This is a genomic window from Streptomyces longispororuber (genome assembly GCF_014656095.1).
GTDB classification, from domain to species: Bacteria; Actinomycetota; Actinomycetes; order Streptomycetales; family Streptomycetaceae; genus Streptomyces; species Streptomyces longispororuber.
The window spans coordinates 39,872-54,224 of the sequence record NZ_BNBT01000043.1; the positions used below are offsets into that span (position 1 = coordinate 39,872).

Annotated in this window: 8 protein-coding genes; all 8 read left to right on the forward strand. The window is 75.1% G+C overall.

The annotated features are described in order from the left end of the window. The first annotated feature begins 155 nt into the window (after positions 1 to 155). Positions 156 to 953 (forward strand): AfsR/SARP family transcriptional regulator, encoded by a 798-nt coding sequence (locus tag IE330_RS16140; protein WP_229925686.1) that lies wholly within the window; start codon positions 156 to 158, stop codon positions 951 to 953. A 214-nt stretch (positions 954 to 1,167) separates the two neighbouring features. Continuing rightward, complete coding sequence (locus IE330_RS16145) at positions 1,168 to 2,145, forward strand: LysR family transcriptional regulator (RefSeq protein WP_190136708.1); 978 nt, start codon at positions 1,168 to 1,170, stop codon at positions 2,143 to 2,145. Between the two features lie 242 nt (positions 2,146 to 2,387). Next, positions 2,388 to 2,666 carry an acyl carrier protein gene (locus tag IE330_RS16150; RefSeq protein ID WP_190136709.1) on the forward strand — a complete coding sequence of 93 codons (279 nt, stop codon included), beginning with the start codon at positions 2,388 to 2,390 and terminating at the stop codon, positions 2,664 to 2,666. Between the two features lie 22 nt (positions 2,667 to 2,688). Then, complete coding sequence (locus IE330_RS16155; RefSeq protein WP_190136710.1) at positions 2,689 to 3,921, forward strand: beta-ketoacyl-[acyl-carrier-protein] synthase family protein; 1,233 nt, start codon at positions 2,689 to 2,691, stop codon at positions 3,919 to 3,921. Continuing rightward, on the forward strand, positions 3,921 to 5,003 hold the full coding sequence (locus tag IE330_RS16160; RefSeq protein ID WP_190136711.1) for a beta-ketoacyl synthase N-terminal-like domain-containing protein: 1,083 nt from the start codon (positions 3,921 to 3,923) through the stop codon (positions 5,001 to 5,003). The genes IE330_RS16155 and IE330_RS16160 overlap by 1 nt, the downstream gene beginning before the upstream one ends. Before the next feature lie 147 nt (positions 5,004 to 5,150). Then, a complete protein-coding gene (gene fabG / locus IE330_RS16165; protein ID WP_190136712.1) occupies positions 5,151 to 5,915 on the forward strand; it encodes a 3-oxoacyl-[acyl-carrier-protein] reductase in 765 nt (254 codons plus the stop codon). Positions 5,916 to 5,928: 13 nt separating this feature from the next. Further along, entirely contained in the window at positions 5,929 to 6,555 is a 627-nt protein-coding gene (locus IE330_RS16170; RefSeq protein WP_190136713.1) for a DsbA family protein, read from the forward strand. Positions 6,556 to 6,583: 28 nt separating this feature from the next. Then, positions 6,584 to 14,353, forward strand: a 7,770-nt coding sequence (locus IE330_RS16175; RefSeq protein WP_190136714.1) for a non-ribosomal peptide synthetase, incomplete at its 3' end; no start/stop codon positions are given.

The following is a 14,353-nucleotide window of genomic DNA, read 5'->3' on the forward strand; positions in this document are numbered from 1 at the left end:
ATCCCCCGCCGGTCCGGCGTCCGCACCACCGCGTCACGGGTCGGGCCATACCACCTCCGCGTCCCCGGGCCCGCCGGATGGTATTTCCCGGGGCCGGGCGCGCCGGGGCACGATGAGAGTCACCAGCAGACGGACGACGACGGGGGTCCGGAACCGTGGAGATTCAAATCCTTGGCTCAGTTTTCCTGACGCACGAGAGCAAGCAGTACGCCATGGCGTCGAAGCGGGTGAGCGCCGTACTCACCGTGCTCGCCCTGACGCCGCGCGAGCCCATTGCGTCGGACCAGCTCGTCGACGAACTGTGGGGAGAGCGCCGGATGGCGAATGCGCGGAACGCGCTGCACGCCAATGTCGGCCGGCTGCGCAAATACCTGGAATCCATCACCGGAATCAAGGGCGGCGACCTCATCCGCACCGTCGGCAGCGGATATCTCCTGGACGTGCCGCCGGAGACGGTGGACGCCCACCGCTTCCTCACGCTCGCGGACGCGGGCGCCGACCTCGTCCACCGCGACCCGGCCGCCGCCATCGAACGCCTGGAGCAGGCGCTCGCCCTGTGGCGCGGCCCCGCCCTGATGGACGCCTGCGAGGGCCTGCGCTGCCGGATCAGCGCCGCCCAGCTCGAAGAGCGCAGGATCACCGCGTACGAGGACCTGACCGCGGCCAAGCTGGCCGTGGAGGCGCACCGGGTCTCCGTGACCGAGCTGCGCCAGCTCGCCACCGAACACGCCGGGCGCGAGCGGCTCAGCGAACTGCTGATGCTGGCCCTCTACCGTGACGGGCGGCAGGCCGAGGCGCTCGAGGTGTTCCACGGCGCGCGCCGCCGCCTCGCCAGCGACCTCGGCCTGGAGCCGGGGCGCGCCCTGCACCGCGTCTACCAGGCGATCCTCCAGCAGGACGAGGAGCTCGGAGAGGTCCGGCAGACGCTTGCTTATCTCACGCCGACATCCTGATGAATGACCCTCAAAGGCAATTCGGTGGACATCTCCCGATTGCCGGCAACCGCCTTAGGCCGTACGCCTGTTAAGGGACGGTCCTGTGGACAGTACGGGCCTGCCTGGTTAAGGTTCTTGGGCGTCTCGCATGCGGTGGTTTCAGTTCACGTGTACGTCTTCAACAACTTCCGTGAGGCGTTCGGGGGATTTGCCTTCAGGGGGTTACGGGGACTTGGACATAGAACTGCGCCACGCGCGGATCGTGGCCACGATCGACATGGCCGGAAGTATTTCCAAAGGGGCCGGCGAGCTCAATCTGCCGCAGCCCAGTCTCACCGCACAGTTACGCAGAATCGAAAGAGCCGTGGGCGGTGACCTGTTCGTCCGCTCCCGGGCCGGCGTCACCCGTACGGCACTCGGGGAACGGCTCATTCCGATGCTGGCCGACCTGGTCAAGCGCGCCGACGAGGTGATGGCCGCCGCGGCCGCGCCCACCTCGGGCCCGCTCCGCTTCGGCAACATGGAGTGGACGCCTCCGACCCTGCGCGAAGCCCTGCAGTCCGCGCTGCCCGCCGTGGAGCTGCAGACCGTCACGATGACCCCGGCGACCGCCGTCGAGGGCGTGCAGAGCGGCACCCTCACCGCCGCCCTGGTGCCGAGCAGCACCGTCGCCGAGGCCGCCGAGGGGCCCGAGCCCGCCCTCGGCAAGATGCTGATCGTGCGCGAACCGGTCTGGCTCGCGCTGCCGTTGCAGCACCCGCTGGCCGGGCGGCACCGCCTGGACCCCGCCGACCTCGCCACGCTCGGCTGGGTCCGCTACTCCCAGGACCACTGGTTCCACGCCATCGAGAAGCGCCTGTTCAGCGCCTTCGACCAGCAGGACGTGGAGGTCCTGCACCGCGTCGACGGCCACCGCGAGGCCATGAACTGGGTCCGCGACCTCGGCGTCGCCGCGCTCACCCCGCCCACCGGTGCCACCCCCGACGTGCGGCTGGTGCCGCTGGTGGGGCCCGAGCGGGTCGAGATGCTCCTGGTGTGGCGCAGCGGCGCCGTGCCGCGCGAGACGCTGCGCAAGCTCGTCGACACCGTACGGCAGTACTACGGCGAGTACGCCCGCACGGTGCCCGGCTACTGGCACTGGATCGTGGAACACCCGCGGGACTTCCTGGAGCTGAACGGCTTCACCCCGCCCGCCGTGCCGTCCGCCTGACGGCAGGACCCGCCGACGCACCCGCGGCAGTCCCTGGACCGGAGCGCCCGTCCAGGGACTCCCGCCTGTCCGGGACCCGTACGACGGCACGCCCCCCCGTACGGGAAGCGGCCCGTGCGCCCAGCCCCGTACCGCCCGGCCGCGGACCCGGCCCCGTACTACCCCGGCCCCGGCACGGCGTGCGCCCCCGCGTCAGACGGAAATCAGCCACCTGTCAGCGGCCGCCCGCCAGCATCGACGGCATGACTACAGCCCATGAGACCGCGGCCGCCGACCGCGCGAGGATCAAGACCATCGTCTGCGACATCCTGGAAATCGAGCCGGACGAGCTGACCGACACGGCCCTCTTCAGAGAGGACCACGACGCCGACTCGATGGCCGCCATCGAGATCCTCTCCCAGCTCGAGCGGGCCTTCCGCACCGACATCGACCAGGCCGACCTGCCCCGCATGGTCAACCTCGACGGCATCGTCGAGGTCGTCTCCGAGTCCCTGGCCGCCCGGGCCGCCCGCGCCAACTAGCCCCAATCCACGGGAGGTCACGGTGCGTGACAGCCAGCAGCGACCGCGCCGCGTGGTGATCACCGGCCTCGGCACGGTCACCAGCATCGGGCTCGGGGTGCCCGCCTTTCTCGACGGACTCCGCTCGGGCCGCTCCGGCGTCAAGCCCCTCACCGGCTTCGACACCACGGGCTTCGCCCACGCCAACGGCTGCGAGGTCGACGACTTCGAGCCGTCGCGGTTCATCCGCCACGCCGACCCCGAAGGGCTCGGCCGCGCCACCCAGTTCGCCGTCGCGGCGGCCGTCATGGCCGTCGCCGACGCCGGTCTCGGCGAGAGCGAGCTCCGGTCCCGCCGGGCCCTCGTCTCCGTGGGGACGACCGACGCCGAGACCCGCGACCTGGACGCGCTCGCCGAGCAGCAGCTCGCCGAGGGGCCCGAACACCTCGACCCGGTGCTCGCCCGGCGGGCCCAGGCCGGCCGGCTCTCCACCGGCATCGTCCGCGAACTCGGCCTCACCGACGTCGAGGCGCTCACCATCCCCACCGCCTGCGCGGCCGGGAACTACGCCATCGGCAACGGCTTCGACGCCCTCCGCGACGGCGACGTCGACGTCGCCCTGTGCGGCGGTGCCGACGCGGTGTGCCGCAAGAACTTCGTCGGCTTCTACCGGCTCGGCACCGTCGCCCCCGAGGTGTGCCAGCCCTTCGACAAGGACCGCAAGGGCATCCTCACCGGCGAGGGCGCCGGCATCCTCCTCATGGAGAGCCTGGACTCCGCCCTGGCCCGCGGCGCCCGGATCTACGCCGAGGTCCTCGGCTACGGCCTCAACTGCGACGCCCACCACCCCGTCGCCCCCGACCGGGACTCCCTGGCCCGGTGCATGGAGGTCGCGCACCGCAACGCCGGGGTGAAGCCCGAGGACGTCGACTTCATCTCCGCGCACGGCACCGGCACCCGCGCCAACGACGTCACCGAGACCGGCGCCATCCGGCAGGTCTTCGCCGACCCGCCGCCCACCGTCTCCATCAAGTCGATGATCGGCCACTCCATGGGGGCGGCCAGCGCGCTCGCCTCCGCCGCCTGCGCCCTCGCCCTCACCGAGGGCTTCATCCCGCCCACCGTCAACCACGGCGAGACCGACCCCGAGTGCGGCCTGGACTGCGTCCCCAACGAGGCGCGGCCCGCCGACCTCACTGTGGTGCAGAACAACGCGCTCGCCTTCGCGGGCAACAACGCCGTGCTGATCCTCGGCCGCTACCAGGAGGCCGCGTGATGAACCGGCTCGCCCTCACCGCCTGGTCGGCGGTCACCCCGTACGGCGTCGGCAGCGAGCCGTTCCGCGCCGGCGTCACCGCCGGCCGCACCGCGCTCACCGCCCTCGACCGCGACATCCACCCGGGCCCCTTCACGCACGGCGCCGTCATCCCCGGCTTCAGCGCCGCGGCGTACGTCGGCAAGAAGGGCACCCGCACCATGGACCGGGAGACGGCGATCGCCGTCACCGCCGTGGGCCGCCTGATCGCGGAGTGCGGCACCGGGCTCACCGACCGGCCCGAGGACGTCGGCCTGGTCCTCGGCACCGGCTCCGGCAGCGTCCAGAGCATCATGGACTTCACCCGTGACTCCCTCACCGGCGAACGCCCCTACCACGTCGACCCCGCCCGCTTCCCCGGCACCGTCATGAACCGCGCCACCGGGCAGAGCGCCATCCGCCACGGCATCAAGGGCCCCAACACCACCGTCGCCGGGGGCGCCCTGACCGGCCTGCTCGCCCTCGCCTACGCCGGGCGCCTGTACCGCGGCGGGCACTGCGCACGGGTCCTGTGCGGCGCCGCCGAGGAGTACTCCACCCAGCGCGCCTGGCTGGAGTGGCACGGCCGCGGCGAGGCCGAGCGGACCACGCCCCTCGGTGAGGGCGGCGCCGTCTTCCTCGCCGAGCCCCCCGACGCCGCGCGCGCCGCGGGCCGCGCGCCGCTCGCCCACGTCCTCGCCACCCGCTTCCGCGCCTGCGCCACCCCCGACGGGGTCCGGCAGGCGGTCGCCGACTGCGTCCGCGACGCCCTCAAGACCGCCGACGTGACCCCGGCCGCCGTCCGCGTCGTCGCCCCCCTCGGCACCGGCGGCGCCCTCGCCGACCAGGAGCGGTTCGCCCTCGGCGACGTGCTCGGCACCGCCCAGCCCGAGTGGGTCCGCGTCAGCGCCCTGCTCGGCGACACCTCGGCCGCCGCCACCGGCCTGCAGATCGCCGCCGTGCTCGCGGCGGCCGGGCCCCAGGGCCTCGGCCCCGGCGAGGCGGCCCTGGTCACCGGCGTCGACCGGGACGGCACCGTCGGTTGCGCCCTCCTCGGCGGCTGACCGCCCGCACCGCGCCGCCCCCCCCCCAGGCCCGGCCCCCCCGCCGACCGCCCGGGCCCGCCCCGCCGCCGACCGCTCCGGACCGGCCCCACGGCGACCGCGCCCGACGCACCGGCCCCCCGCCGACCGCACCCTAGGAGACGCCCCATGCCCGAAGCCGCCGGACCCACCGGAAACCGCCGCCGCGTGGCCCTCGTGACCGGGGGCTCGCGGGGCATAGGCCGCCACGTCGTCCTGCGCCTCGCCCAGGACGGCTACGACGTCGCCTTCTGCTACCAGGCGAACAAGGAAGCCGCCGACGCCGTCGCCGAGGAGGCGACGGCCACCGGGGCGCGCGTGTACACCGCGCGCGCCGACGTCTCCGACCACGACGCGGTACGCGACTTCGTGCGCGGCACCGAACGGGAACTCGGGCCGCTGCACACCGTCGTGTCCTGCGCGGGCATCGTCCGCGACAACCCCCTCGTCCTGATGCCGCCGCAGGACTGGGAGGAGGTCGTCCGCGTCAACCTCGACGGCACCTACCACCTCTGCAAGGCCGCCGTGTTCGCCATGATGAAGCGCCGCGCCGGCTCGGTGATCACCCTGTCGTCCGTCGCCGGCGTGTACGGCAACGCCACGCAGACCAACTACTCGGCCACCAAGGCCGGGATCATCGGCTTCACCAAGGCCCTCGCCAAGGAGTCGGGCCGCTACGGCATCCGCGCCAACGCCGTCGCGCCCGGCTTCATCGTCACCGACATGCTGTCCGGCCTCGCCGACGACTACGTACGGGAGATGACCGCGCGCATCCCCCTCGGCCGCTTCGGCCGCCCCCAGGAGGTCGCCGACCTCGTGTCCTTCCTCGCCTCCGACCGGGCCTCGTACATCACCGGCCAGGTCTTCGGCGTGGACGGCGGACTCGTCGTCTGAGGGCGGGGACACCGTGTCCGCCCCGCCCGCCGCACCCCCGCGGGCCGCACCGCGCTGCTACTTCTCCTTCCGCAGCCCCTTCTCCTGGCTCGCCTGGCAGGAGGCCGCGGCCCGCCACCCGGAGCTGGCCGCGCGCATGGAGTGGGTGCCGTTCTTCGACCCCGACCCGCTCACCGCCCGGCTCGTCGCCGACCGGGGCGGCTGGTCCCCCTTCCCGGACCGGCCCCCCGGCGACGACCGGGTCTGGGAGGTCCCGCACCTCGCCTACCTCGCCGCCGCCCGCCTCGGCCGCGGCCCCGACTTCCTCCAGGCCGCCTTCCGCGCCGCCTTCACCCGCGGACTCGACCTGTGCGACCGCGCCGTCGTCGCCCGCGTCGGCCGCGAACTCGGCCTCGACCCCGCCCCGCTCGCCCACGCCGCCGACGTGCCGGAGCTGCGCGCCCACGGCCTCCGGGCCCTCCTGGACGCCTGCGCCGACGGGGTGTTCAGCGTGCCCTTCTTCGTCCACGACCACCTGCGCTGCTTCGGGCTCGACCGGCTCGACACCTTCGCCGCGCTCCTGCCCGCGCCACCGCCGACACCCCTGTCAGACCGGCATCAGCCCGCTGTCAGCGGCCGTCTCCGACGATCGACGGCGTGACATCAGTGACCTTCGCAAGGGGATTGCTATGACCCAGAATTCGACGGACCACATACCGACGCCGCCCGCCGGCCTCCCGCTCACCGCCGGGCAGAAGGACATCTGGTTCGACGAGCAGCTCTCCGGCGGCGGCGCCCTGTACAACACCGCCGCCTACTGGGACATACGCGGCCCCCTGGACCACGGCCTGTTCCGCACGGCCCTGGACCGGCTCGTCACGGAGGCCGAGTGCCTGCGCACCCGCTTCACCGACGCCGGGCCCGACGGCACGCCGCGCCAGTACGTGGAGCCGCTGCCGCACCTGCCGCTTACCGTCACCGACGTCCGTACCGACGAGGACCCCGAGGCCGCCGCCCGCGCCGCGATCCAGGACGACCTGCGCACCGCCTTCGACATCGCCGCCGCCCCCCGCGTCCCGCTGTTCCGCGCGGCCCTGTACACCCTCGGCACCGACCGGGCCTTCTTCAGCCTCGTCAGCCACCACCTGGTCGCCGACGGCTACAGCGTCACCCTGCTGTGGCGGCGCCTCGCCGAGATCCACGAGGCGCTGCTCGCCGGAACCTCCCTCGACGACGGCGCCTTCCCGCCGCTGCGCACGCTCCTCGACGCCGAGGCCGCCTACACCTGCTCGCCCCGCGCCGACCGCGACCGCGCCTACTGGGAGCGGCAGACCGCGGGCGCCCCCGAGCCGCTCACCCTCGCCGCGCACGACGTGCCGCCCGCGCAGACCTTCCTGCGCGAGAGTGCCGTGCTCCCCGACGCCACCGCCGCCCGGCTGCGCGCGCTCGCCTGGGAGGCCCGCGTCACCTGGCAGACCGTGTTCGCCGCCGCGCTCGGCACCTACACCGGCCGCATGGCCGCCACCGAAGACGTCCTGCTGTCCCTGCCGGTCACCGCCCGCGCGGGCGGCGCCACCCGCAACGTCCCCGGCGTCGCCGTCAGCATCCTGCCGCTGCGCCTGCCCGTCCGCCGCGACGCCACCCGCGCCGACCTCGTCGCCGACGCCTACCGGGCGCTGTCCACGGGCCTCAAGCACCAGCGCCACCGCACCAGCAGCATCCGCCGCGCCATGGGCCTCACCAGTGACGACCGCAGGCCGTTCGGGCCGTACGTGAACTTCCTGCCGCTCGCCGACGACCTCACCATCGGCGCCGCGTCCGCCACCATCCACACCCCCTCCCCGGGCCTGGTCGACGACCTGGAGTTCACCGTCGTCGACAAGGGCGCCGCGGGCATCGCCGTCGACGTCAGCGGCAACGAGGCCCGGTACACGGCCACCGAGATCCGCGGCCACCTCGACCGCCTCACCGGCTTCCTCGACCGCTTCCTCACCGCCGCCCCCGACACCCCCGTCGCCGCCCTGGACGTCGCCGCGCCCGGCGAGAGCGACGCCGACCTCACCGGCCCCGACCGCCCCACGCCCTACCGGGGCGTCGTCGAGCGCGTCCGCGACCGCGCCGCCGAGACCCCCGGCGCGGTGGCCGTCACCGACGGCGGCGGCAGCCTCGACTACGCCGGGCTGGTCGGCCGCGCCAGCGCCCTGTCCCGCCGCCTCGCAGGCGGCCGCGGCCCGGTGGCGATCCTCACCGAACCCGGCCGCGACTTCGTCACCGCCGAACTCGCCGCGCTCGGCGCCGGCCGCGCCTTCATCCCCCTCGACCCCGGCGCCCCGCTGCCCCGCCTGGCCGCACTCCTCGCCGACAGCGGCGCCGGCTGCGTCCTCACCCAGCCGTCCCACCGCGACCTCGCCGAGCGGGCCGCCGCCGCCCACGCCGAGGCGGACCCGGCGGCCACGCCGCCGCCCGTGCACGTCCTCGACGGCGCCTGCGACGCCCCCGACGCCCTCGCCCCCGTCCTCGGCGGCCCCCTGGACCTGGCGTACGTCATCTACACCTCCGGCTCCACCGGCCGGCCCAAGGGCGCCATGGTGCAGCGCGGCGGCATGGTCAACCACCTGCTCGCCAAGGTCGAGGAGTTCGCCGTCACCCGCGCGGACGCGCTCGTCCACAACGCGCCCGTCACCTTCGACGTCACCGTCTGGCAGACCCTCACCACGCTCCTGGTCGGCGGCCGCGTCCGGGCGATCGACCGCCTCGACATCGCCGACCCCGACGCATTGTTCCGCGTCATCGGCGAGGAGCGGCTCACCCTCCTCGAAGTCGTACCGTCCCTGATGCGCGCCGCCCTCGACCTGTGGGACGCGGCCGGCACCACGCCCCAACTGCCCGCCCTGCGCTGGATGATCTCCAACGGTGAGGCGCTCCCCGCCGACCTGTGCCGCCGCTGGTTCGCCCGCCACCCCGGCATCCCGCTGGCCAACCTCTACGGCCCCACCGAGTGCTCCGACGACGTCACGCACGCCTACGCCACCACCCCCGACGACCTCGACGCCCCCGTCGTCCCCATCGGCCGCCCGCTGCGCAACACCCGCCTGTACGTCCTCGGCGACGACCTCAGGCCGGTGCCGCGCGGCGTCCCCGGAGAGCTGTACATCGCCGGGCGAGGCGTGGGCCGCGGCTACCTGGGCGACCCCGGGCGCACCGCCACCACGTTCGTGCCCGACCCGGCCGCCGCCGACGGCTCGCGCATGTACCGCACCGGCGACCAGGTCGTGCTGCGCCCCGACGGGCAGCTCGCCTTCGTGGGCCGCCGCGACCACCAGGTCAAGATCCGCGGCCAGCGCATCGAGCTGGGCGAGGTCGAGGCGGCGCTGCGGGCGGCCCCCGGCGTCGCGGACGCCGTCGCCGCGGCCGCCACCGACCCCTCGGGCCAGCAGCGGCTGGTGGCGTACGTCGTCGGCGACGCGGTAGCGGGAGAAGCCGCGGGAGCCGCGGGAGCCGCGGGAGCCGCGGGAGTTGCGGGAGCCACGGGAGCCGCGGAAGCCGATGGAGCCGCGGGAGCTGCGGAAGCCACGGGAGCCATGGGAGCCACGGGAGCCGGTGGAGCCGCGGATGTCGCGGGAGCCGTCGCGGCCGGGACCCCGGCAGCCCCCGACACCACCGCCCTGCGCGCCCACCTGGCCGCGCGGCTGCCCGCCGCCCTCGTGCCGTCCGTGTTCCTGACGCTCGACCGGCTGCCCCTCACCGCCCACGGCAAGGTCGACCGCAAGGCACTGCCCGCGCCCGCCTGGGACACCGGCACCGCCACGCCCACCACCCCGGGCCCGGCGGCGCGCACCGAGGAGGAGCGCGTCCTGTGCGGTGTCCTCGCCGAGGTCCTCGGCCTGCCCGCCGTGGCGCCCGACGACAACTTCTTCGCCCTCGGCGGCGACAGCATCAGCTCCCTCCAGGTCGTCGGCAAAGCCCGCCGCGCCGGGCTCGTCCTCACCGCCCGCGACGTCTTCAAGCACCGCACGCCCGCCGGGCTCGCCACCGTGGCCCGGCGCGCCGCGGCCGCGCCCACCCCGGCCGACGACGGCGTGGGCGAGGTCGAACTGACGCCGATCGTGGACCAGTTCCGCGAGGAGGTCTCCCACCTGCCCGCCGCTCTGCGCGAGTTCAGCCAGTACGCCACCGTGGCCGTGCGCGCCGACGTGGACCCCGGCCTCCTGACCCGCGCCGTCCAGGCCGTCCTCGACCACCACGACGCGCTGCGCCTGCGCCTCACCGAGCCCGTCGCGGGCCTGTGGTCCCCGCGGACCCTGCCTCCGGGCTCCATACGCGCCGCCGACGTGGTCACCGAGGCCGCCGACGCCCCGCTCCAGGAGCTGGTCGCGGCCGCCCGGGCCCGGCTGCGCCCCGCGGACGGCCTGATGGTCCAGGCGGTCCTGTACGGCGCCCCGGGCGGGCGCGGGCTGCTGCTCGTCCTCCACCACCTCGTCGTCGACGGCGTCTCCTGGCGCATCCTGCTGCCCGACCTCCGGGCCGCGTACGAGGCCGTCGCCGCGGGCCGCGAGCCGCGCCTCGACCCCGTCGCCACCTCCTACCGCACCTGGGCCAGGACGCTGTCCGCCCAGGCCCGCACCGCCCACCGCGTCCAGGAACTCCCGCTGTGGCAGCGCCAGAGCGCCTCCTGCGGCCTGCCCGGCGCCGACGCGGCCGCGCTCGGCGACCGCCCCGTCGACCCGGCCCGCGACACCTACGCCACCGCCCGCGCCCTCCGCGTCGAACTGCCCGCCGACCGCACCCGTGACCTGCTCACCCGACTCCCCGACGCCTTCCGCGCCGAGGTCAACGACGTGCTCCTCACCGGCCTCGCGCTCGCCCTCGCCGACCGCGACCGGCAGCACGGCGGCACCGCCCGCCGGGCCGTCGTCGAACTGGAGGGCCACGGCCGCGAACAGCTCACCGACCCGGCCGCCACGGCCGGGTCCGCCGCCGAGGCCGCCGACCTCTCCCGCACCGTCGGCTGGTTCACCAGCGTCTACCCGGTCGGCCTCGACCTGAGCGCCCTGACCGGCGCCGACCCGGCCGACGTCCACGCCGGGGGCCCCGCCTGCGCCGCCGTCCTCAAGCACGTCAAGGAGACCCTGCGCGCCCTGCCCGACCACGGCCTCGGCCACGGCCTGCTGCGCCACCTCAACCCCCAGACCGCCACCGCCCTCGCCCGCACCCCCGTGCCCCGCCTCGGCTTCAACTACCTGGGCCGCTTCACCGTCGGCGACCACGGCGACTGGCACATGGGCGCGGGCACCTTCGGCCAGAGCGCCGCCCCCGACACCCCGCTGCGGCACGCCGTGGAGCTCGCCGCCCTCACCGAGGACCGCCCCGAAGGCCCCGTCCTCGTCGCCGAGTGGACCTGGGCCGGCGAGCTGCTCACCGAGGACGAGGTACGCGCCCTCGCCGAGGGCTGGTTCCGCGCCCTCGACGCCCTCGCCGCGCACGCCGGACGGCCCGGCGCGGGCGGCCGCACCCCCTCGGAGTTCCCCCTCGTCACCATCGGCCAGGCCGAGATCGAGGCCTACGAAGCCGAGTTCGCGCAGGCGGACGGCGCCACCCTCGCCACCCTCGAAGACGTACTGCCCCTGTCACCGCTCCAGCGCGGCCTGCTGTTCCAGGCCGAGTTCGACCGGCACGGCATGGACGCCTACACCCTCCAGGTCGTCCTCGACGTGGACGGCCCCCTCGACCCGGCCGCGCTGCGCGCCGCCGCCACCGCGCTCGTCGCCCGCCACCCGGCGCTGCGCGCCCGCTTCCGCGACCGCGACACGGGCGACCCCGTGCAGCTCGTCCCCGGCGCCGTCCAGGTGCCGTGGGAGGAGGTCGACCTCACCCACCTCGACCCCGGCCGCGTCGACGCCGAACTGGCCCGCCTCACCGACGAGGAGTGGCTGCGCCGCTTCGACGTCACCCAGGGCCCGCTGACCCGCTTCACCGTCCACCGCGCCCCCGGCGGCCGGCACCGCGTCGTGTGGACCACCCACCACCTGCTCGTCGACGGCTGGTCCCTGTCCGCCGTCCTCGCCGGTGAACTGGTCACCCTGTGGGGCAACGGCGCCGACACCTCCGCCCTGCCCGCCGTCGCCCCCGTCCGCACCTACCTGGAGTGGGCCGCCGCCCAGGACACCGACGCCGCCCGCGAGGCCTGGCAGAAGGACCTCGCCGGCCTCGACGAACCCACCCGCCTCGGCCCCGCCGACCGCCCCCGCGTGTCGGTGCTGCCCGAGACCCTCACCGCCGACCTGCCCGAGAAGCTCACCGCCGCCGTCTCCGCCTGGGCCCACCAGCGCGGCCTGACGTTGAACACCGTCATGCAGGGCTGCTGGGCCGTCGCCCTCGGCCGGCTCACCGGACGGCGCGACGTCACCTTCGGCGCCGTCGCCTCCGGGCGCCCCGCCGACCTGCCCGACGTCGAGCGCATCGTCGGCGCCTTCATGCACACCCTGCCGGTGCGCGTCACCCTCGACCCGTCCCTGCCCTTCGAGGCGATGCTCACCGACCTCCAGGACCGCCAGCTCGCCCTCGCCCCGCACCAGCACCTCGGCCTCGCCGAGGTGCAGCAGGGCGCGGGCGTCGGCGAGCTCTTCGACACCGTGGTCAGCTTCCACAACTACCCCTCGGGCGCCCTCGACACCCTCGGCGACCACGTCCCCGGCCTCACCACCCGCGCCTGGAGCGCCCGCGTCGTCGCCGAGTACCCGCTGGCGCTCGGCGTGTTCCCCGTCGAGGGCCACCGGATGCGCCTGGAGGCCCAGTATCGGCCGGACATCTTCACCGCCGCCGAGACCGCCGCCTTCGTCCGCCGCTTCACCCGCGTCCTCGAACAGCTCGCCGCCGCCCCCGGCACCACCCTCGGCCGCCTCGACGCGCTCGGCGAGGACGAGCTGCGCCAGGTCCTCGCCGACTGGTCCGGCAGCACCGGCACCCGGCCCGTGCGTCCCGGCCTGGCCGGCGACGTCTTCCAGGCGCGGGCCGCCGAGACCCCCGCCAAGGCGGCCGTCGTCCTCGGCGACCAGGAGGTCACGTACGCCGACCTCAACGCCCGCGCCAACCGGCTGGCCCGGCTCCTCGCCGACCACGGCGTCGGCCCCGAGCAGGCCGTCGCCGTGATGCTGCCGCGCACCCCGGACATCGTCGTCGCCGCCCTCGCCGCGCTCAAGGCGGGCGCGTCCTACCTGCCGGTCGACGCCGAGTACCCGTCCGACCGGGTCGCGTACATGCTCCAGGACGCGCGCCCCGCCGTCCTCGTCACCGACACCGCGACCGCCGCCCGCCCCCAGGGCCTGCCCGACCCCGGTGACGCCCACGTCCTGCTCCTCGACACCCCTGAGACCGCCGACCGCCTCGCCGCGCGGCCCGCCACCGACCTCACCGACACCGACCGCACGGCCCCGCTGCTGCCCCGCCACCCGGCGTACGTCATCTACACCTCCGGCTCCACCGGCCGCCCCAAGGGCGTCGTCGTGGCCCACGACGGGCTCCTGGACATGGTCGGCAGCCTCAGCGACCGGTTCGAACTCGACGCCGACACCCGCGTCCTGCAGTTCGCGTCGTTCAGCTTCGACGCGTCCATCTTCGGGATCATGCTGGCGCTGCTGCCCGGCGGCACCCTCGTCATCGCCGACGAGGAGTGCCGCACTCCCGGATGGCCGCTCGTCAACCTCATCAACGACCGGCGCGTCAACCTCGTCGCGCTGCCGCCCGTCGTCCTCGGCGCCCTGCCCGAGGGCGCCACCCTCCCCGCCGACCTGCGCCTCGTCGGCACCGGCGAGGCCGTACCCGCCGAGGTCGTCGAACGGTGGGCCGGAACCGTCAGGATGTTCAACGGCTACGGCCCCACCGAGGCCGTCGTCGGCTGCACCGTCAGCGGCCCCCTCACCCCCGCCGGCCGCCCGCCCATCGGCCGCCCCACCAACGCTCACCGCGTGTACGTCCTGGACCGCGACCTGCGTCCCACACCCTCGGGCGTCCCCGGCGAGCTGTACGTCGGCGGCGGCCTCGCCCGCGGCTACCTCGCCCGGCCCGCCCTGACCGCCGAACGCTTCGTGGCCGACCCCTACGGGCCCGCGGGCGAGCGCATGTACCGCACCGGCGACCTGGTGCGCTGGCTGCCCAGCGGCGAACTCGACTACCTCGACCGCGTCGACGACCAGGTCCAGCTCCGCGGCATCCGCGTCGAACTCGGCGAGATCTCCTCGGCGCTGCTCGCCGAACCCGGCGTGGACCAGGCCGTCACCGTCGTCCGCCAGGACGAGGCCGGGGAGCGCAGGCTGGTGTCGTACGTCGTGGCGACTCCCACCGGTACCGGTACCGGTACCGGTACGGGGACGGACACTGGTGCTGGTGCTGGTGCTGGTGCTGGTGCTGGTGCTGGTGCTGGTGCTGGTGCTGGTGCTGGTGCTGGTGCTGGTGCTGGTGCG

Bases quoted from the DNA above. Each gene is read 5' to 3' on its own strand.
- fabG (WP_190136712.1), top strand. From the start codon at position 5,151: ATGCCCGAAGCCGCCGGACCCACCGGAAACCGCCGCCGCGTGGCCCTC.
- IE330_RS16160 (WP_190136711.1), top strand. From the start codon at position 3,921: ATGAACCGGCTCGCCCTCACCGCCTGGTCGGCGGTCACCCCGTACGGC.
- IE330_RS16150 (WP_190136709.1), top strand. From the start codon at position 2,388: ATGACTACAGCCCATGAGACCGCGGCCGCCGACCGCGCGAGGATCAAG.